Below are 19,138 nucleotides of genomic sequence, written 5' to 3' on the forward strand. Positions count from 1 at the left end.
CCGCCCGCGGCCCCCGGGCCGGCCGCCTCACAGCGCCGAAAGCTCCGCGACCAGGTCGTCCAGACCCAGGGACCCCTGGGAGAGGGCCGCCATGTGCCAGGCGCGGGCGTCGAAGGCGTCGCCGTGGGCGCGGCGCGCGTTCTCCCGGCCGGTCAGCCAGGCGCGCTCGCCGAGCTTGTAGCCGATGGCCTGGCCCGGCATGCCCAGGTAGCGCACCAGTTCACTCTCCACGAACTCCGCAGGGCGCCCGCTGTGCATGCCGAAGAACTCCTGGGCCAGCTCCGGGGTCCACCGCTCGCCCGGGTGGAAGGGCGACTCGGCGGGGATCTCCAGCTCCAGGTGCATGCCGATGTCCACGATGACCCGCGTCGCCCGCATCATCTGCGCGTCCAGGTAGCCCAGCCGCTGCTCGGCGTCGGTCAGGAAACCCAGTTCGTCCATCAGTCGCTCCGCGTACAGGGCCCAGCCCTCCGCGTTGGCGCTGACCATGCCCACGGACGTCTGGTAGCGCGAGAGGGTGTCCGCGACGTGCGTCCACTGCGCCAGCTGGAGATGGTGCCCGGGCACACCCTCGTGGTACCAGGTGGAGACGAGGTCGTAGACCGGGAAGCGGGTCTCGCCCATCGTCGGCAGCCAGGTGCGCCCGGGGCGGGAGAAGTCCATCGAGGGCTGGGTGTAGTACGGCGCCGCCGCGCTGCCCGGCGGCGCGATGCGCGACTCCACCCGCTTGACCCGCTCGGCCAGTTCGAAGTGCGTGCCGTCCAGCTTCTCGATCGCCTCGTCCATCAGGGACTGGAGCCACTCGCGCGTCTCCTCCACCCCCTCGACAGCCCGCCCGTGCGTCTCCAGGTGGTCCAGCGCCACCCACGGGGTCTCGGCGCCGGGCAGTACCTTCTCCGCCTCGGTGCGCATCTCCGCCAGCAGCCGGTGGTACTCGGCCCAGCCGTACGCGTATGCGTCCTCCACGTCCAGGTCGGCGCCGCTCCAGTAGCGCACCCAGCGCAGGTACCGCTCGCGGCCCACGGTTTCCGGCGCGCCCGCGACACCGGGGGCGTACACCTCGCGCAGCCAGTCGCGCAGCGCGGCGACGGCGCCGGTGGCAGCCGCCGAGGCCACCGTCAGCTCCTCGCGCAGGGAGTCGGGTCCCTGGCCCGCGAAGGTGGCGAACCAGCTGTCCTCGCCGGTGGCGGCGCCGTCCTCGTCCTCGCCGATCCACTGGCTCAGCTGCTTGATCATCGTGGCCACCTGCCGGGGCCCGCCGGGCAGCTGCTCGGCCAGCCCGGCACCGAGCGAGGCGCGGTAGCCCTCCAGCGCCGCGGGCATGGCCCGCAGCCGCCGCGCGACCTGCCCCCAGTCCTCCTCGGTCTCGGTCGGCATGACGGTCAGGATGCTGCGCACCGAGTGCGCCGGGGAGTTCAGGTTGCTCACGGCGCGCAGGCCCTCGCGCGCCTCGTGCACGGCCAGTTCGGCATGGAGCCGCTCGCGCAGCAGGCGGGCGCAGCGCCGCTCCGCGTCGCTGTCCGCGCCCGGCCGCCCCTCGGCCTCGGCCAGCCGCCGCAGCGTCTCGCGGTTCAGCTCCGCCAGCTCCTCCTGCCCCGCGGGGGAGTAGTCGGGCAGCCGCCCGTGGCTCTCGGGCACGCCGAGGTAGGTGCCGGTGATCGGATCAAGGGCGACGAGGGCGTCGACGTAGTGGTCGGCCACCTGGCGGGGCAGGGGCGCGCTGTTCTTCGTATCGGGGTGCTTCGTATCGGACATGGGCCCCATCCTCATACGTCAGCGGCGCCGCGTCACGTGGGTGGCAGCAGCGGACCGCAGACCCACTGCTGGAAGATCAGCCGCGTCTCCACCCGGGCCACCTCGCGGCGCGAGGTGAACTCGTCCAGCACCAGGCGCTGCAGGTCCGCCGCCCCGGCCACCGCCACGTGCACGAGGTAGTCCTCGGGACCCGTCAGGTGGAAGAGCGCCCGCGCCTCGGGCAGCGCGCGGACCCGCTCGACGAACGGGCCGACCAGCTCCCGCCGGTGCGGCCGTACCTGCACCGACAGCAGCGCCTCCAGCGGGCGGCCCAGCCGCGCGGGGTCGAGCCGCAGCGCGTGGCCGAGGATCACCCCGCCGCGGCGCAGCCGCGCCACCCGGTCCAGGCAGGTGGACGGCGCGAGGCCGACGGCCGCGGCCAAGTCCCGGTACGTCGTCCGGGCGTCGTTCTGGAGCACCCGCAGGATCTCCAGGTCGACCGGGTCCAGCGCGACGGAATCGGGCATCTGCCGAACGTAACACGGCAGGTCCCCGCCACAGCCCGCGCACTGTTCAGGATCGGGGCATGGAGACGACAGCCGCGACCACCCGCTCGCTCGCCACCGAGGCGGTGCACGCCGGACGCGAGGACCTCGCCGCCCTCGGCCTGCACGCCGCCCCCCTGGACCTGTCCACCACCTACCCCTCGTACGACAGCCGCGCGGAGGCCGCCCGGCTCGACGAGTTCGCCGCCACCGGAGCACAGCTGTCCGGGCCGCCGGTCTACGCCCGGCTGGACAACCCCACCGTCGCCCGCTTCGAGCAGGCGCTCGCCCGCCTGGAGGGCACCGAGTCGGCCGTCGCGTTCGCCAGCGGCATGGCGGCCCTGACCGCGACGCTGCTGAGCCGCGCGGCGGCCGGTCTTGGGCACGTGGTGGCCGTACGGCCGCTGTACGGATGCAGTGACCACCTCCTCTCGGGCGGCCTGCTCGGCACGGAGGTGACCTGGGTCGACCCGGCGGGCATCGCCGACGCCGTACGGCCGGACACCGGGCTGGTGCTGGTGGAGACCCCGGCCAACCCCACCCTGGCCGAGCTGGACCTGCGGGCCGTCGCCCACTCCTGCGGCGCGGTGCCGCTGCTGGTGGACAACACCTTCGCCACCCCCGTGCTCCAGCGCCCCGCCGAGAGCGGCGCCCGGCTCGTGCTGCACAGCGCGACGAAGTTCCTGGGCGGGCACGGCGACGTGCTCGGCGGCGTGATCGCCTGCGACGAGGAGTCGGCCCGGCAGCTGCGCCGCATCCGCTTCGCGACCGGCGGCGTGCTCCACCCGCTCGCCGGCTACCTGCTGCTGCGCGGGCTGGCCACACTGCCCGTACGGATACGCGCCCAGTCGGCCACCGCGGCCGTGCTGGCGGGCCGCCTCGCCGAGGACCCGCGCGTCACCCGCGTCCACTACCCCGCGATCGGCGGCGCCATGGTCGCCTTCGAGGTGGCGGGCGACCCGCACGACGTGATCGCCGGAGTCCGGCTGATCACCCCTGCGGTCAGCCTCGGCAGCGTCGACACGCTCATCCAGCACCCCGGTTCCCTCAGCCACCGCATCGTGGCGCGCAAGGACCGGCGCGCCGGGGGCATCAGCGACCAGCTGCTGCGCATGTCGGTGGGCCTGGAGGACCCCGAGGACCTGTGGCGCGACCTGGACGCCGCGCTCAGCGCCCGTCCGCGGGCACCGCTGAGCGCGCCTCGGGAGCCGTCGCAGGTCCCGGAGCAAGCCCGGCAGTGATCACCAGGGTGCCCTCCTCCACCTGGTGCTCCAGCGGCAGCCCCAGGCCGCGCATCAGGGCGGCCATGCCCGTGTTGGACGCCTGGGTCACGGCGTACACCTGGGCGCAGCGCGCCTCCCCGGCCATCTCGACCAGCCGCCGGAGCAGCCCGGCACCTACGCCGCGGCGCTGCCAGCCGTCCTCCACCAGGAGGGCCACCTCCGTCTCGTCGCCGTCCCACAGCAGGTGTCCCAGCGCCACCAGCCGACCGGAGGCGGTCTCGGCGGCGAGGGTGCGGCCGAAGCGGGGCGAGAGCAGGTGCCGCAGGTAGCTGTCCGCGTCGTGCACCGGGCCGTGGTAGCGCCGCGCGAGGGTCGCGGGGGAGCAGCGCGCGTGCATCGCGCGGGCCGCGTCCAGGTCGCGGACGTCGGCCCGCCGCACGGTGATCTCCCCGCCCTGCGGCAGCGCCAGCGCGTCCTGCTGCCGCGGCGTCTGGCGGCCCAGCTGCTCGTCCAGCTCGACCAGCGCGCGGGCACGGGCGAACTCCGTCGGGGTGAAGGGCGGTTCGCTCCGCTCCACGAGCAGCGCGCCGCCGGAGGGGTCGGGGAAGCGCAGGGTGTGCTCCTCGAACACCCCCTCCGGCGGCACGGGCGAGCCGGCCGCGCCGCCGCGTACGGCGCCGCCGGGCAGGGCGCGGATGGTGCAGCGGCCGAGCAGCTGCCGCAGGGCCAGGGGCAGTTCGGCGCTGTCGAGGGCGGTACGGGTGGCGAGGTGGAGCGCACGCGTCGTGGCGTCCACCAGGTCGTGCGGGACGGCGCGCCCCAGCCAGGTGTCCGTGCACCCGGCCGCCGTCGCCAGGTCCGTCAGCTCGTCCGCCGTCAGCTCCCGGGGCGCGCGCAGCAGGAGTTCGTCCACCGTCCAGCCCCGCGGCGCGTCGTCGGGGCGGTGGCCCAGGGGGAAGGTCTGGAGCGTGAGGATGTCCACGTCCCGTGCCGCCAGCGCGGTGCACAGCGCCGCGAGCGCGCCCGGCTCGTCCCGCACCGTGGTGCGCATGCGCCACAGGCACGGTGCCGCGCCGCTCCCGGCGGCCGGCGCCGTGCGGTCCCGGCGGCGCGCCCAGCGAGGGCGCAGTGCGAGAGGCACCCGCCGCCTGCCGGGCCGACCGCCCGGTGATTCCTGCGAGTACGCTGGGAAATCGGTCATACGGTCACCCTCACCCTTTGGTGTTGCGCGGTCACCAACGTCCTGTGACAGCTGAGTAAAAGCTGTATCTGGAGGGTTGGTGACCCTTTCCGCCCTTCTGTGAGATCCGTCGCAGCCGGCGCTCCCCGGGCGGGGCGCCGTCACTGCCCGATCAGGCCCGCCCGCAGGACCTTCGTGTAGAGCACGCCGCCGCCCTGCTCGCGCAGCCGCACCGTCAGATCTCCGCTCGCCCCGTCGATGTCGACCTGCCCGAAGTACTGGCCGCCCCGCGACGGCGGCACGTTCGCCTCCGTCGGCGCCCGTACGAAGTCCTGCCGCGGGCCGAAGGTGCCGTCCAGCTTCAGCGCCGGGAAGCCGCCCGCGTTCAGCGGCCCGGAGACGAACTCCCAGAAGGGCGCGAAGTCCCCGAACGCCGCCCGCTCCGGCGCGTAGTGCTGCGCCGAGGTGTGGTGCACGTCCGTGGTGAGCCAGAGGGTGCCGGTGATCCGCCGGTGCTTGACGTGCCGCAGCAGCTCCGCGAACTGGAGCTCGCGGCCCAGCGGCGCGCCCGGATCGCCCTGCGCCACCGCCTCGAAGTCCGTCGCCCCGTCCTTGACGGTCAGGCCCAGCGGCATGTCCGAGGCGATCACCTTCCACACCGCCCGCGAGCGGGACAGCTCCCGCTTGAGCCAGCGCAGCTGCTCCGCGCCCAGGATGCCCTGCCGCTCGTGGGGCTGCCTGCCCGGCGAGTTGGCGTTCCGGTACGAGCGCATGTCCAGCACGAACACGTCCAGCAGCGGGCCGTGCCGCACCACGCGGTAGACCCGGCCCTCCCGGTCGCCGGACGGCAGGGTGCGCACGGGGAAGTACTCCCCGAAGGCGCGCAGCGCCCGCGCGGCGAGCACGTCGGCGTCGCGGACGGTGTACCGCTGGTCGTCCAGGATCTGCCCCGGGTACCAGTTGTTGTGCACCTCGTGGTCGTCCCACTGCGTCACGGAGGGCACCTGCGCGTTGAACGCGCGGAACTTCTCGTCCAGCAGGTTGTAGCGGAAGTTGCCCCGGAACTCCGCCAGCGTCTCGGCGACCTTCGACTTCTCCTCGGTCGTGACGTTGCGCCACACCCCGCCGCCCGGCAGCTCCACCCGCGCCGCGATCGGCGAGTCCGCGTAGATCGTGTCGCCGTTGTTCAGGAAGAAGTCCGGGTCCAGCCGCCGCATCTCCTCGAACACCGGATAGCCGCCCCGGTCCGGGTTGATGCCCCAGCCCTGCCCGGCCAGGTCGCCCGACCACAGGAAGCGCACCCCCGAGGACCCGTCGTCCGGGGCGGTGCGGAAGGTGCCGTGCACCGGCTCGCCCGAGCGCCGCGGGTCGTCCGGGTCGGCCAGCAGCACCCGGTAGTGCACCTGCCGGCCGGCGGGCAGGCCGCGCAGCGACGTCGTACCGGTGAAGTCCGTCCCCGGCCCCAGCAGCGGACCGCGCCAGCGGCGCACCCGGCGGAACGACTCGGTCGCCGAGGTCTCCACCACCATCCGGGCGCGCCGGTCCGACCGCACCCACACCAGCCCCGAGGACGTGGTCACGTCACCGGCCTGCACCCCCCAGCGGGCCGCCGGGCGCCCGGCCAGCGCCTGCGCGGGCGCGCTGCCCGCGAGCAGCGGCAGTCCCGCCGGCGGCAGGGTGACCGCCGCGGCCAGCGAGCCGCGGAGCACCGCACGCCGGCTGGGGGAGGGGAGCGGGCTGGGCTCGGGACGTGTCATCGGTCGGCCTCCCGGTACGGCGACGGCGAACGGCACGGCCGCGGCGCAGGCCGCGGCTGCGGGGTGACAGTCCGGATCGTAGGTCCCGCACGGGGCGGGCAAGAAGGGACGCGCATGGTCCACGTGGTGAACGGCCGGAACTCCGCCATAGGATTCCCTGCGATGACTGCCGAAGAGATACCGCCGCACACCTTCCAGGTCGATCTGCGCGGACTGGTGGATCTGCTCTCCCACCACCTCTACGCCAGCCCCCGCGTCTACCTGCGCGAACTCCTCCAGAACGCCGTGGACGCGCTCACCGCCCGGCGCGCCCTCCAGCCCGGCGCGCCCGCCACCGTACGCCTGCACGCCGGGGACGGCACCCTGCGCGTCGAGGACTCCGGGATCGGCCTCACCGAGGCCGAGGTGCACAGCCTGCTGGCCACCATCGGCCGCAGCTCCAAGCGCGACGGACTCGAGTCGGCCCGCGCCGAGTTCCTCGGCCAGTTCGGCATCGGCCTGCTCGCCTGCTTCGTCGTCGCCGAGGAGATCCGGGTGGTCTCCCGCAGCGCCCGCGACAAGGACGCGCCCCCCGTCGAGTGGCGGGCCCGCGACGACGGCTCCTACGGCGTGCGCACCCTGCCCGCCGACGCCCGCCCCGAACCCGGCACCACGGTGCACCTGACCGCCCGCCCAGGCACCGGCGAATGGCTGGCGCCCGCCCGGGTCCGCGAACTGGCCAGGCACTTCGGCTCGCTGCTGCCCTACGACGTACGCGTGGACGGCGAACACGTCCCCGACCTGCCGCCCGTGTGGGAGCGCGGACACCGCAGCCCCGCCGCCCGCCGCGTCGCGCTCGCCGCGCACTGCCACGACACCTTCGGCTTCTCGCCGCTGGACTCCTTCGAGCTGGACGTGCCCCTGGCGGGCGTGCGCGGCATCGCCCACGTGCTGCCCTCCGCGGTCAGCCCCGCGCAGCGCGGCGCCCACCGCGTGCACCTCAAGGGCATGCTGCTCACCGACCGCGCCGACGACCTGCTGCCGGACTGGGCCTTCTTCGTCCGGTGCGTCATCGACACCGACACCCTGCGCCCCACCGCCTCCCGCGAGAGCCTCTACGCCGACGAGACCCTGGAGGCCGTACGTGAGGCCCTCGGCGGCCGGGTGCGTGACTGGCTCGCCCGGCTGGCCTCCGGCGAGCAGGACCGGCTGGCCCAGTTCCTCGCCGTCCACCGCCTGGGCGTCAAGGCGCTGGCCCGGCACGACACCGGAATGCTCGAACTGATGCTTCCGTGGCTGCCGTTCGAGACCACCGACGGGCAGCTGTCGCTGGAGGAGTTCGCCCGCCGGCACCCCGTCGTGCACTACACCCGCTCGGTCGAGGAGTTCCGCCAGGTCGCCGCGATCGCCTCCGCGCAGGGCATCGGCGTGGTCAACGGCGGCTACACCTACGACAGCGACCTGGTCGAACTGCTGCCACAGGCCAGACCCGGCACCACCGTGGCCGAACTGGACAACGACACCGTCACCGCGCACCTGGACACCGTCGACCCCGACGAGGAGCTGGCCCTCGCCCCCTTCCTCACCACCGCCCGCGCCACCCTCGAACCACTGGGCTGCGACGCCGTGCTGCGCGCCTTCCACCCCGTCGCCGTCCCCGCACTGCACCTGGACGACCGCACCGCCCGCCACGAACAGGCGCGGGCGGAGGAGGCGGACCGGGCCTCCGACCTGTGGGCGGGCATCCTGGGATCGCTGCGCGGCGGTTCCCCCGCGCGTACCCGCCTCGTCCTGAACCACCTCAACCCGCTGGTGCGCCGGATGGCCGCCGTCGGCGACCCGGAACTGACCGGCACCGCCGTCGAAGCCCTCTACGGCCAGGCGCTCCTGCGGGCACAGCGCCCGCTGCGCCCCGCCGACTCCGCCCTGCTCAACCGCACCTTCATGGGCCTGCTCGACCGGGCCGTCCAGCCGACCCCGCCCGAGGAGGGCCGATGAACCCACCGCATCCCGACCGCATCCGCGCCGCGCTCGCGGAGAGCGCCCAGGAGCCCGAAGGCGCCGCGCGCAACGCCCGGGCCGAGGAACTGCTCGCGGACGCGGAGGCCACCGGGGACCGCCCGCTGCTCATCGCCGCCCTGCTCAACCTCATCGGCGCCTACAACTTCAGCGCCGAGTCCGACAAGGCGTTCGTGCCCTTCTCCCGGCTCCTGCGCATGTGGGACGAGGCGCCCGGCGACTTCGACGAAGCCGCCGCCCACCGCCTGCACTGGATCTTCAAGTGGGTCTCCAGCGGCATGCTCGACCAGCCGCACATCCCGCTGGCGTCCATCGAGGGCTGGCAGTCGGAGATGGCACACCGCTACCGGCTGGCGGGCCACTCGGAACGGGCCGTGCGGCAGAGCGAGTTCACCATCGCCCGGCACGTCGGCGACCGCCCCCGCGCCGCCCGCGCCTACGCGGCCTGGCTCTCCGCGGACCGCGACGAGATGAGCGACTGCCACGCCTGCGAACTGCACGAGCAGGGCAGCTGGCAGGAGAAACTGGGGGACGACGACAAGGCGCTGCGGCTGTGGGAGCCGGTGCTCCGGGGCGACCACAGCTGCCTGCACGAGCCGCACGCCGTACTGGCCTCCTCACTGCTGCCGCTGCTCCGGCTCGGCGACACCGCCCGCGCCCGCGCCAACCACCTGCGCGGCTACCGTATGGCGCGTTCCCTGGCCAGCATGCGGTACGCGGTCGCCGCGCACCTGGAGTTCTGCGCGCTCACCGGCAACGAGGCCCGCGGCCTGGAGATCCTGGCCGAGCAGACAAGTCACTGGGAGCCCGCCGGCGACCCCGACACCTACCTCGACTGGATGGTCTGCACCGCCCTGCTGATGCGCAGGCTCACCGAACTGGGCCACAGCGCCGCCCCCGTGCCCGGACCGCCGGAGCGCGACTGGACCGCAGTCACCCTGCTCGAACACGCGGCGGACGAGGCGCTGGCCGTCGCCGCCCGCTTCGACCAGCGCAACGGCAGCACCGCGGTCAGCGACGCCGCCCGCACCCGGATGGCCGCGGCCCCCCTGCTCGGACAGCTGCCGCTGGGGCTGCGCCCGGCCCCGCTGGGCCCCGTCCCGCCCGCCGCCGCTCCCGCCCCCGCCGCCGCACGGCGCCCGGCCGGCGACCCGCGCGCCCTGCTCGCCGAGGCACGGCGGCTCAGCGAAGCGGGCCACCCAGCCGCCCGGGAGCACTGGCGCGAACTGGCGGACGCGGTGGAGCGCGAGGGCACGCTGCTGCTCGGCGGCGAGCGGGCCGAGTTGCTCGACCACCGCGCCATGGAGCTGGCCCGCACCGACCCGGCGGCGGGCGCCGCGCTGTTCACCGAGGCCGCGGCCCTCTTCACCGCCGCCGAGGCGCACGGCGACGCCCTGGCCTGCCGGGCCCGCGCCGCGCTGGCCCACAGCTTCGCGGGCAGCCCCGAGGAGTCGCTGGAGACCCTCGGCCCGCTGTGCGCCGAGGCCGTCTCGCTGCACGCGCGGGGCCGCGCCAGCACCCGGCACGCCACCGCCGTGCTGCTCTCCCGCGTACGGGCGGGCGCCGCGCTCCTGGGTACCGCCGAGAACCCCCGCCAGGCCGCCGCCGCGCTCGACGCGGAGCTGGTCGAACTCCTGGCCTTCGCCGCCCCGCGCCGCGCCGAGCCGGGCGTCCTCGCCCGCATCGCCGAGGCCACCGAGTCGCGCGGACGGCTCGCCGGGCAGCTCGGCGACGCCGCGGGTGCGGCCCGGCTGCTGGACGAGGCCGCCCGCACCTTCCACGCCGCCCGCCGCCCCTGGCAGGCCACCGAGCCCGAACTCGCCCGCGCCCGGGCGCTCCTGGCCGCGGGCGACCCGGCCGAGGCCGAGGCCGCGCTGCGCGCGACCCTCGCGGACTCCGGCCGGAGCGGCGGCCCCGGCGACCGGGAGGGCCGCACGCTCACTCCGCTCGAGAACGCCCGCCTGCACCTCGTCCTGGCCGACGCCCTCGGCGCGCAGGAGCGGCGTACCGAGGAGGCCACCTGCCTCCTGGAGGCCGCGCACTGGGCCGACACCGCCGGCGAGGGCGCCCGGCTGGGCGCCGCCGCCCGGCTGCGGCTCGGCGGCTGCCTGCTCGACCTCGACCGCTGGGAGGAGGCGGCGACCGTGCTGGAGGGCGTCCTGCCCGATCTGCTGGAGGGGGAGCACGAGGCCGCCGGAACCGACGAGGAGGAGGACCTCCGGCGCGACCTCGTACAGGCCCGCTGGTGGCTGGGCCGGGCCCTGAACGGCGTCCGTGAACACCGCGCCGCCGCCGAGCAGTTCCTGCTGGCCGCCGAAGTCGCCCAGGGCTGGGAGGACCAGCACGACCACGCCATGCTCGCCCACCTCGCCGCCGACGCGCTGGGCGGCGCCGACCTCCCGGACGAGGCCCGCGAGGCGTACGAGCGGGCCGAGAAGCTGTGGCGCCCGCTGGGGGAGACGCACGCCGTCATCCGGTCGCTGCGCTCGCGGGCGTGGCTCGCGGTGGACCGCGGAGACGTCCCCGGAGCCGTCGAGCTGATGGGCGCCGCGCTGACCGAGGCCGAGACCGGCATCCAGGGCGCGCGCGGCGAGCAGGAGCGCATCGCCCTGCGCATGGAACTGGGCCAGGGCTACCGGCAGACGGCCGAGCTCCTCCTGCAGACCACCGACGGCCCGCCGGACGAGCGGCGCGCCGACGGCGGCCAGGCCGACCGGAAGTACGAGGCGAGCCTGACGGTCCACCAGGAGGCCGTCGTCTTCGCCGACCACGCCCTGACCGCCTTCGCCGCCTGCGGGGACACCGGCCTGGCGGCCCGTACCGGCACCCTGCTCATGGCGGGCCGGCTGGAGGTGGACCTCGGCCGCGGCGCCGCCGCGGCCGACCGCGCCCGCCAGGTGCTGGACCTCTGCCCGGAGGGCGCCGCCGCCACCAAGGGCGCTCTCGCGGGGCGCCGCGAGGAGGCCGCCGTGCTGCTGGAGGCCGCAGGCGCGGCCCAGACCCGTCCGGCGAGGTGAGCGCCGGGTGCGATGATGACCTGGTGGCAGCGGAGGACACCAGGGCGAAGGTCCGCGACGGCACCGCGGCTGATGCGGATGCGGGCGCGAGCCCCGGCGGCGACGCTCCGGCCCGGATCTTCGAGGAGCACCGGCCGGTGCTGGCGGGCGTGGCCTACCGCATGCTCGGGCGGGTGGCCGATGCCGAGGACGTCGTTCAGGACGCCTGGCTGCGCTGGTCCGCGGCCGACCGCGAGGCCGTCCGGGAGCCGCGCGCCTACCTCGTGCGCGTCACCACCCGGCTGGCCGTCGACCGCCTGCGCCAGGTACAGGCACGGCGCGAGGCGTACGTGGGGCCGTGGCTCCCCGAGCCGCTGGTCACCGACCTGCACTCGCCGCGCGTGCCGGACACCGCCGAGCGCGTGGTGCTCGCCGAGTCCGTCTCCCTCGCCGTCCTGGTCGTGCTGGAGTCGCTCTCGCCGCTGGAGCGCGCGGTGTTCGTGCTGCGCGAGGCGTTCGGCTTCCCGCACGCCGAGATCGCCACCACGCTGGACCGGAGCGAGTCGGCCGTACGGCAGCTCGCCATCCGCGCCCGCAGGCACGTGGAGCAGCGCAAGCCGCGCTTCGAGGTCGACCCGGCGCAGCAGCGCGACCTGACCGAGCGCTTCCTGGCCGCGTCGCTGGCCGGGGACCTGGAGGGGCTGCTGGCCGTCCTCGCCCCCGACGTGCGGCTGCGCGGCGACGGCGGCGGGAAGGCCAGGGCGCCGCTGCGCACCCTCGTCTCGGCGGACAAGGTGGGACGCTTCCTGGCCTCCGTCGCCGGTACGGGCCCGCCGGACACCGGCTTCCGGACGCTGGAGCTGAACGGCGCCGTCGCGCTCCTGGCCACCAGCGGGGGACGCCCGTACGCGGCGCTGGTGCTCGACGTGGCGGACGGCCTCGTGCAGACCGTCTACCTGCTGGCCAATCCGGACAAGCTCGCGCGCCTGGAGGCGTAGGCCGCTCAGCTGCCGCCGGAGACGCGCAGGATCGCACCGGTGGTGAAGGACGCCTCCGGCGAGAGCAGCCAGGCCACCGCGTGCGCGATCTCCATCGGCTCGCCCGGCCGCCGCAGCGGCGTCGTGTCCGCCTTCTTCCAGGGCCGGTCCGGGTCGCCCATGGCGGCGTGCATGTCCGTGAGCACCGCGCCGGGCTGCACGGAGTTGACCCGCACGCCGTCCGGGCCCAGCTCCTTGGCCAGGCCGACGGTCAGGGCGTCGACGGCGGCCTTCGTCGCCGCGTAGTGCACGTACTCCCCGGGGCTGCCCAGAGTGGCGGCGGCGGAGGAGAGGGTCACGATCGCGCCGCCGGTGCCGCCGTGCCGGCGCGACATGGCCAGCGCGGCCCGGCGCGTACACAGCACGGTGCCCGTCACGTTCACTTCGACGACCCGGCGCATCACCTCGGCGGGGGTCTCGGTGAAGCGGCCCAGCGGCCCGCTGATCCCCGCGTTGGCGACCAGGCCGGTGACCGGGCCCAGGGCGTCCTGGACGGTGCTGAACAGGGCGTCGACCTGCTCCTCGTCACTGGTGTCCAGCTGGACGGCGACCGCCTCGCCGCCCGCCGCGCGGACGGCGCCGACCGTCTGCCGGGCCGCCTCCGCGCTGCGCTCGTAGCCGATGCCGAGGTGGTGGCCCGCGCGGGCCAGCCGCACCGCCGTCGCAGCGCCGATACCGCGGCTGCCGCCGGTGACGATGGTGACCTGTTGTTGGTTCTGCTGTGACCGGGGTGCCATGCAATTCCTCCAGAATGAACGATGATCGATCGTTTCATCACGCGGAGTGCGCGGCAAGGGCGAAAGACGTCCCTATTGGTCTTGACCAAGCTCTGGGGTGGCCATAAAGTCACACCCATAAGAAAGAACCTTTAATAAAGAACCAGAAGTAAATCCGGCGCAACTCGCGCTGGGCACACGGTGATTGCGGAGGCAAGGGTGGGGACCACGCAGCTGGAGACGGCGCCGGAGCCGAAGTACTGGCACCTGCGGACCGTGTTGACCGACGCACTCGACTCCGAGTTCTCCGTCGGCGAGATCCTGCCGAACGAGCGCGATCTGGCGGCTCGTTTCGGCGTCGCGCGCGCGACGCTGCGGCAGGCGCTGGAGCAGCTGGAGCTGGAGGGGCGGCTGCACCGGCGGCGCGGGGTGGGCACCACCGTCGCCCCGCCCCGGGTCGGCGTGGACGTGGGCCCGGTGCGTGACACCCGGCCCGGACCGCCCGCCGACGAATGGGAGGTCGAGGGCTGCGAGGCCGTCGCCCCGCCCGCCTCCGTCGCCCGCCTGCTGGCCACCGCTCCCGACGCCTGGGTGCACGCCGTGCGGCGGACGCGGATGGGCCACGGCCAGCCCGTCGCCACCGAGCTGCTCTACATACCGGCCGATGCCGTGTCCGCCGTGCTCTCCGCCGCCGCGGCGCCGGAGGAGACCGTGGACGCCGCCGAGAACTCCGTGCGCGCACGGGACCTGGTGCGCGCGCTGCACCAGCTGGATCTGGAGGGCCAGGACCGCGCGGTGGAGCTGGGCTCCGCGCACGCGGACGACGCCCGTCAGCTCGACCGGCTGCCCGGTGCGCCGGTCCTGGTGGTCACCACCCGGTACTTCGCGGCCGGCCGCACCGTCGCCGTCGCCGTCTCCACCTACCGCGCCGACACCTGCCGGCTCACCTTCGGCGAAGCCGACCCGGTGGCCCTGATGGCGAGCTGACACCCGGGACGGGCCGGGTTCCTCCCCGGCCTCCCGGGCCCACCGCCGCGCGCACCGGGCCCCGTACGCACGGGCTCGCTCGCGCGCCTGCCCGCGTGCGCCCCGGCCGTACGCCTCAGCTGACGCCCGTGCCCTCCACGGTGAACAGCTGCGCCTCCGCATGGTCGAGCGCCACCCGCAGCGCCCCGGTCGCGACCGCCGCCTCCCCCAGGAGGGAGAGCGTGACCCGGGGCGGGCGCAGGCAGAAGCGCTCCAGCTCGGCCCGCAGCGGCGGCAGTACGCCGTCCAGCCCGGACGCCCAGCCGCCGACCACCACCAGCTCCGGATCGAGCGCCAGCACCAGGGCCGCGACGTCGTGCACCAGCCGCCGGATGAAGCGCTCCTCCGCCTCCCGGGCCCGCGCGTCGCCCTTCCGTGCCAGGGCGAACACCCGCGCCACCGCCGCCTCGTCCAGCGGGTGCAGCGGTTCGCCGGTGGTGGACAGCAGGTTCTCCGGCCGGGCCTCCCGGCCCAGAAGGTGCAGCGCCCCGATCTCGCCTGCCGCGCCGCCGAAGCCGCGGTGCAGCCTGCCGCCGATGAGCGCGCCCGCGCCCGGGCTGAGCCCGGCGAGGACGAACACCACGTCGTCGGAGTCGATGGCGGCGCCCTTCCAGTGCTCGGCCAGCGCGGCGGCGTTCGCGTCGTTCTCCACCAGCACCGGGCACCGGAAGGAGCGGCGCAGCCGCTCCTTCAGCGGCAGCCCCGTCCAGCCCGGCAGCGCGGTGCCCAGCCGCACGCTGCCGTCGGCCTGGACGATGCCCGGTGAGCCCACGCCCACCGCCAGCAGCGAATCGCGCGAGACCTCCGCGCGGCGCAGCAGATCCGCGACGGCCCCGCGCACCCGCTCCAGGCGCTCGTCGGCCGTGGCCGTCTCACCCACCTCGCGGGCGACCGTGGCGGTGAACCGGCCGGTCAGGTCGGAGAGCACGGCGGCGATGCGGTGCGGCCCGATCTCGATGCCCAGCAGATGGCCCGCCTCGGCCCGGAAGCGGAACCGGCGCGCGGGCCGCCCGCGCCGCGCGTCACCGCCCTCGTCCACGGCCTCCGCGACCAGCCCGGACTCGATCAGGCCCTCCACGACACCCTCGACGGTGGGCCGGGAGAGCCCGGTGCCGTGCACGAGATCCGTGTAGGTCAGGGTCGGCGGCCGGTCCGTGCCGCGCAGCGCGCGCAGCACGACCGCGGAGTTGATCCTGCGCAGCAGGGACGGGTCCCCGCCGGTGAGCCTCCCCAACGTCCGCCTCCCTGGCTGTGCATGTGTGCCGGATGTTATCCGCTACAGCAGGTCACGGCGAGTGCCGGGACATCAGCCTGGTGCGACGAAGCCCGATTCGTAGGCAGTGATCACCGCTTGCACCCGGTCGCGGGCGCCGAGTTTCGCGAGCACGGAGCTGACGTGCGACTTGACCGTCTCGGTGCCGAGGTAGAGCTGCCGGGCGATCTCGGCATTGGCCAGCCCCCGGGTGATCAGCAGCAGCACCTCCCGCTCGCGCTCGGTGAGGCCCGCCCGCTCCAGCGCCGCACGCGCGGCCGGGTTCCCGTACGCGGCGGCCAGCTCCCGTACGGCGGCCGGGAAGAGCAGCGAGCCGCCCTCGGCTATCAGGCGCACGGCATGCACGATCTCGGCCGGACGGGCCCGCTTGAGCAGAAAACCGTCGGCACCCGCCCGCAGCGCCCGGTAGACGTACTCGTCCTGTTCGAACGTCGTCACCACGAGGATCTTGGGCGGGTCCGGCACGGACGCCAGCACGGCGCGGGTCGCCTCGATGCCGTCCATCAGGGGCATCCGCACGTCCATCGCCACCACGTCCGGCCGGAGGCGGCGCACCAGCGGCACGACGGCCGCGCCGTCCGCGGCCTCGCCGACCACCCGCAGATCGGGCTGCGCCTCCAGGATCGCGCGGAGTCCGGTGCGCACCAGCTCCTCGTCGTCGACCAGCAGGACCGTCACCGTCATCGGCGCGCTCCCCGGCGGGCGCCGCCGCCGGCCCCGGCACCGTCCAGCGGCAGCCGGGCGTGGACCCGCCACCCGTCGCCGCAGGGGCCTGCCTCGGCCTCGCCGCCCAGCAGCGCCGCGCGCTCCCGGATGCCGCGCAGCCCGCTGCCGGTGCCGGGTGGGGCGGCCGGGCCGGGCAGCGGGCTGCGTACGTCCAGTTCGAGCGTGCGGGGGTGTGCGGTGATGTCGAGAGAGACGACCACCGGGCCCGCGTGCCGCAGCACGTTCGTCAGCGCCTCCTGGACGATGCGGTAGCCCTCGCGGGAGACGGGGCCGGGCAGCGCGGCCAGGTCCCCGGTCACCCGCGGCCGTACGGTGGCTCCGGCCGCGCGCGCCGAGTCCCACAGCCGCTCCGCCTGCGTCAGGCCCGGCCGCTCGCCCGCAGGAGGCGTCCCCTCGCGCAGCAGCCGCAGCACCCGTTCCAGGTCCTCCAGGGCGTCGCGCGCGGTCTCCTCGATGGCCACCAGCGCCCGTCCGGTGAACTCCGGCGAGCCCGAGGCCCGCGCCGCGCCGGACTGCACGACGGCGGCGGTCAGCGCGTGACCGATCGAGTCGTGCAGCTCGCGGGCGAGCCGCCCGCGCTCCAGCAGCCGCTCGTTGCGCTCCTCCAGCTCGGCCAGCCGCTCCGCCGCCGAGGGGCCCAGCAGCCGGTGCGCCGCCGCGCACATCCCCGCGCCCGCGCCCGTCACCACGGCCGCCAGGGCGGCGAGCGGCAGCAGAGCCAGCGGCACGTACCACCAGTGGTGACCCGCGACGGGCACCGTGCCGCCGCCGTCCGGCGCGCCACCGAACCCGGCGTTGAGCAGGGACAGCGAGAGGGACGGCAACAGGACGCTGACCAGCGCGACACAGGCGCCCGCCTCGATCCGCAGCAGCAGCCACAGCGCGGTACGCCGACGGTCCGGCCAGGACGCCGAAGGGGCCGCCGAGATACGCGCCGCGCCGGGGTCCGGAGCGCCCTCGGCATCCCCGCCCGCGGGTGCCGCGTGCCGCGCGTGCGGCCCCGGCAGCAGCATCAGTCTGGCCTGGAGCCCCTCGGCCAGCCGCATCCCCGGCACCAGCGCCGCGCACACGGCCACCGGCACCACTGCCGCGAAGACCCACAGCGACCGTGCGCTCCCGGCGTCGTCCAGGCCGGGGAAGACCATGCCGCAGACGGCGGCGCCCGCCCCGCCCAGCAGCAGATGGAGCCAGCGGGTGTAGGTGACGGCACGGGCGAGGGGACCGAGCAGGGTGCGGATCGGTGGCACCCGGTCATCCTGCCAGGCCCGCGCCGCCCGCCACCTCCCCCGGCCGGGGGAGGCCGGGCCCGCCCGCGGGGGAAGCGCCTGCCCGCCCCGACCCGCCAGCCTGGGCCCATGATTTCGATAGAGATCGAGCGACTCACCAAGCGCTACGGCGCGGTGCCCGCCGTCGACGACCTCAGCTTCACGGTGGACCCGGGGCGGGTGACCGGCTTCCTGGGTCCCAACGGCAGCGGAAAGTCCACCACGATGCGGCTGGTCCTCGGGCTGGACCGGCCCACCTCGGGGCGCGCCCTGGTCGGCGGCCGGCCCTACGCCTCGTACGCCCAGCCGCTGCGCCGCGTCGGCGCCCTGCTCGACGCGGGAGCCGCCCACCCCGCCCGCACCGCGTACGGGCACCTGCTGACCCTGGCGCTGAGCAACCGCATCCCTGCGTCCCGGATCGGCGAGGTGCTGGCCCGCACCGGGCTGGAGAGCGCCGCCCGGCGGCGCGTGCGCACCTTCTCGCTCGGCATGCGCCAGCGGCTGGGCATCGCCGCCGCGCTGCTGGGCGACCCGCCCGTGCTGCTGCTCGACGAGCCGGGCAACGGCCTCGACCCGGAGGGCATCGTCTGGATTCGCGGGCTCCTGCGGCAACTCGCGGCGGAGGGCCGCGCGGTGCTCGTCTCCAGCCACCAGATGGGGGAGACGGCACGCTTCGCCGACCACCTGGTCGTGCTCGGCCGAGGCCGACTGCTGGCCGACGCGCCGCTGGCGGAGTTCGTCGGCGAGCACGGCGGTACGGGCGGCGGCGAACCGTCCCTGGAACGCGCCTACCTGCGGCTGACCGAGGACGCGACGACCTACCGTGCGAAGGGAGCCTGACCTCATGCCTGCCCCACAGCCCCGCACCGCCTCCGCTGCCCGGCCCCGCTCCGCCGCCGGTCCCGCCGCCGCGGCGGTGCGGCCCGTCCTGCGCTCCGAATGGGCCAAGATCCGCTCCGTGCGCGCGCTCTGCGCCGCCCTGCTGGCGCTGCTGCTCGGCAGCACCTGCGCCAGCCTGCTCGCCTGCGGTCTCCACGACGGATCGGGCGGCAGCGGGGACGATTTCGAACCGGTCTCCCACTCCTTCTACGGACTGCCCTTCGGACAGATCGCCGCCGTCTCCTTCGGCGTGCTCGCGGTCACCTCCGAGTACAGCCACGGCGGCATCCGGCTCTCGCTGGCGGCCGTGCCCCGGCGTGGTCTCCTGCTGTTCGGCAAGCTCGCCGTCATCGGCGGACTCGCCCTGGCCGCCGGGGTGTTCACCGCCATGGCGTCGTTCGCGGGCGGCCAGGCACTGCTGGGGGACGACGGCACGGATCTGGGCGCACCCGGCGCGGTGCGCGCCCTCGTCGGCTGCGCCCTGCACCTCGCCCTGCTGGCGCTGCTGTCGGCGGGCACCGCCGCGGTGGTGCGGGGCCCGGTCGCCGCGCTGGGCGTACTCGTCCCGCTGCTGTTCCTGCTGGCGCCGGTGCTGGGCACCGAGAGCGCGGTGATCCAGTTCCTGCCGGGCCAGGCCGGGCAGCAGATCCTGCATCCCGATCCGGAGGGCACGCTCGGCGCCTGGCCGGGGATGGCGGTCATGGCCGGGTGGACGGCACTCGCCGTCGGCGCGGGCTGGGCGGCGCTGCGCCGCCGCGACGCCTGAGCCCGCGTCAACTGTCG

Annotated in this window: 15 protein-coding genes; 7 read left to right on the forward strand and 8 right to left on the reverse strand. The window is 75.5% G+C overall.

The window, feature by feature from the left end; translation table 11 throughout:
- Window positions 1-27: 27 nt before the first annotated feature.
- Together H299_RS0120745 and H299_RS0120750 are read right to left on the reverse strand one after the other, a co-directional pair.
- Entirely contained in the window at window positions 28-1,755 is a 1,728-nt protein-coding gene (locus H299_RS0120745; RefSeq protein ID WP_027749974.1) for a DUF885 domain-containing protein, read from the reverse strand.
- A gap of 32 nt (window positions 1,756-1,787) precedes the next feature.
- Entirely contained in the window at window positions 1,788-2,261 is a 474-nt protein-coding gene (locus H299_RS0120750; RefSeq protein WP_027749975.1) for an Lrp/AsnC family transcriptional regulator, read from the reverse strand.
- A 59-nt stretch (window positions 2,262-2,320) separates the two neighbouring features.
- Here H299_RS0120750 and H299_RS0120755 point away from each other — a divergent pair, with 59 nt between their 5' ends.
- Complete coding sequence (locus tag H299_RS0120755) at window positions 2,321-3,520, forward strand: PLP-dependent transferase (protein ID WP_027749976.1); 1,200 nt, start codon at window positions 2,321-2,323, stop codon at window positions 3,518-3,520.
- Here the strand turns inward: H299_RS0120755 and H299_RS0120760 are convergent.
- Both H299_RS0120760 and H299_RS0120765 read right to left on the reverse strand, forming a co-directional pair.
- Entirely contained in the window at window positions 3,447-4,703 is a 1,257-nt protein-coding gene (locus tag H299_RS0120760) for a GNAT family N-acetyltransferase (protein WP_027749977.1), read from the reverse strand. The two genes, H299_RS0120755 and H299_RS0120760, sit on opposite strands and share 74 nt — an antisense overlap.
- Before the next feature lie 140 nt (window positions 4,704-4,843).
- Window positions 4,844-6,439, reverse strand: a complete 1,596-nt coding sequence (locus H299_RS0120765; protein WP_027749978.1) for an alkaline phosphatase D family protein — start codon at window positions 6,437-6,439, stop codon at window positions 4,844-4,846.
- Between the two features lie 162 nt (window positions 6,440-6,601).
- Here H299_RS0120765 and H299_RS0120770 point away from each other — a divergent pair, with 162 nt between their 5' ends.
- The 3 genes from H299_RS0120770 to H299_RS0120780 all read left to right on the forward strand — a co-directional run bounded on the left by H299_RS0120770 (window position 6,602) and on the right by H299_RS0120780 (window position 12,431).
- Window positions 6,602-8,416 (forward strand): HSP90 family protein, encoded by a 1,815-nt coding sequence (locus H299_RS0120770; RefSeq protein ID WP_027749979.1) that lies wholly within the window; start codon window positions 6,602-6,604, stop codon window positions 8,414-8,416.
- Window positions 8,413-11,454: a hypothetical protein gene (locus tag H299_RS35290; protein ID WP_037759859.1), complete on the forward strand. Its 3,042-nt coding sequence runs from the start codon at window positions 8,413-8,415 to the stop codon at window positions 11,452-11,454. The genes H299_RS0120770 and H299_RS35290 overlap by 4 nt, the downstream gene beginning before the upstream one ends.
- Before the next feature lie 116 nt (window positions 11,455-11,570).
- On the forward strand, window positions 11,571-12,431 hold the full coding sequence (locus tag H299_RS0120780; protein ID WP_027749980.1) for an RNA polymerase sigma-70 factor: 861 nt from the start codon (window positions 11,571-11,573) through the stop codon (window positions 12,429-12,431).
- Window positions 12,432-12,436: 5 nt separating this feature from the next.
- Here H299_RS0120780 and H299_RS0120785 read toward each other — a convergent pair whose 3' ends face one another.
- Window positions 12,437-13,207: an SDR family oxidoreductase gene (locus H299_RS0120785; RefSeq protein ID WP_027749981.1), complete on the reverse strand. Its 771-nt coding sequence runs from the start codon at window positions 13,205-13,207 to the stop codon at window positions 12,437-12,439.
- 198 nt (window positions 13,208-13,405) lie between these two features.
- Here H299_RS0120785 and H299_RS0120790 point away from each other — a divergent pair, with 198 nt between their 5' ends.
- Window positions 13,406-14,173, forward strand: a complete 768-nt coding sequence (locus tag H299_RS0120790; protein WP_027749982.1) for a GntR family transcriptional regulator — start codon at window positions 13,406-13,408, stop codon at window positions 14,171-14,173.
- A gap of 115 nt (window positions 14,174-14,288) precedes the next feature.
- Here H299_RS0120790 and H299_RS0120795 read toward each other — a convergent pair whose 3' ends face one another.
- From H299_RS0120795 to H299_RS35295, 3 genes are all read right to left on the reverse strand, one after another.
- A complete protein-coding gene (locus tag H299_RS0120795; protein ID WP_027749983.1) occupies window positions 14,289-15,446 on the reverse strand; it encodes an ROK family protein in 1,158 nt (385 codons plus the stop codon).
- A 72-nt stretch (window positions 15,447-15,518) separates the two neighbouring features.
- A complete protein-coding gene (locus tag H299_RS0120800; RefSeq protein ID WP_027749984.1) occupies window positions 15,519-16,169 on the reverse strand; it encodes a response regulator transcription factor in 651 nt (216 codons plus the stop codon).
- The gene (locus H299_RS35295) at window positions 16,166-17,449 is read right to left on the reverse strand and encodes a histidine kinase (protein WP_106965835.1); all 1,284 of its coding nucleotides are present in this window, start codon (window positions 17,447-17,449) and stop codon (window positions 16,166-16,168) included. Before H299_RS35295 ends, H299_RS0120800 begins: the two co-directional genes overlap by 4 nt.
- A gap of 117 nt (window positions 17,450-17,566) precedes the next feature.
- Between H299_RS35295 and H299_RS35300 the strand changes: the two genes are divergently transcribed.
- Entirely contained in the window at window positions 17,567-18,316 is a 750-nt protein-coding gene (locus H299_RS35300; protein WP_078512905.1) for an ATP-binding cassette domain-containing protein, read from the forward strand.
- A gap of 4 nt (window positions 18,317-18,320) precedes the next feature.
- Window positions 18,321-19,121 carry an ABC transporter permease subunit gene (locus H299_RS0120815; RefSeq protein WP_078512906.1) on the forward strand — a complete coding sequence of 267 codons (801 nt, stop codon included), beginning with the start codon at window positions 18,321-18,323 and terminating at the stop codon, window positions 19,119-19,121.
- Window positions 19,122-19,138: the final 17 nt, after the last annotated feature.

It is taken from the genome of Streptomyces sp. CNH287, from assembly GCF_000424825.1.

Coding starts and splice junctions, on each gene's coding strand:
- H299_RS0120745 (WP_027749974.1), bottom strand. CDS start 1,755: ATGTCCGATACGAAGCACCCCGATACGAAGAACAGCGCGCCCCTGCCC.
- H299_RS0120750 (WP_027749975.1), bottom strand. CDS start 2,261: ATGCCCGATTCCGTCGCGCTGGACCCGGTCGACCTGGAGATCCTGCGG.
- H299_RS0120755 (WP_027749976.1), top strand. CDS start 2,321: ATGGAGACGACAGCCGCGACCACCCGCTCGCTCGCCACCGAGGCGGTG.
- H299_RS0120760 (WP_027749977.1), bottom strand. CDS start 4,703: ATGACCGATTTCCCAGCGTACTCGCAGGAATCACCGGGCGGTCGGCCC.
- H299_RS0120765 (WP_027749978.1), bottom strand. CDS start 6,439: ATGACACGTCCCGAGCCCAGCCCGCTCCCCTCCCCCAGCCGGCGTGCG.
- H299_RS0120770 (WP_027749979.1), top strand. CDS start 6,602: ATGACTGCCGAAGAGATACCGCCGCACACCTTCCAGGTCGATCTGCGC.
- H299_RS35290 (WP_037759859.1), top strand. CDS start 8,413: ATGAACCCACCGCATCCCGACCGCATCCGCGCCGCGCTCGCGGAGAGC.
- H299_RS0120785 (WP_027749981.1), bottom strand. CDS start 13,207: ATGGCACCCCGGTCACAGCAGAACCAACAACAGGTCACCATCGTCACC.
- H299_RS0120800 (WP_027749984.1), bottom strand. CDS start 16,169: ATGACGGTGACGGTCCTGCTGGTCGACGACGAGGAGCTGGTGCGCACC.
- H299_RS35300 (WP_078512905.1), top strand. CDS start 17,567: ATGATTTCGATAGAGATCGAGCGACTCACCAAGCGCTACGGCGCGGTG.
- H299_RS0120815 (WP_078512906.1), top strand. CDS start 18,321: ATGCCTGCCCCACAGCCCCGCACCGCCTCCGCTGCCCGGCCCCGCTCC.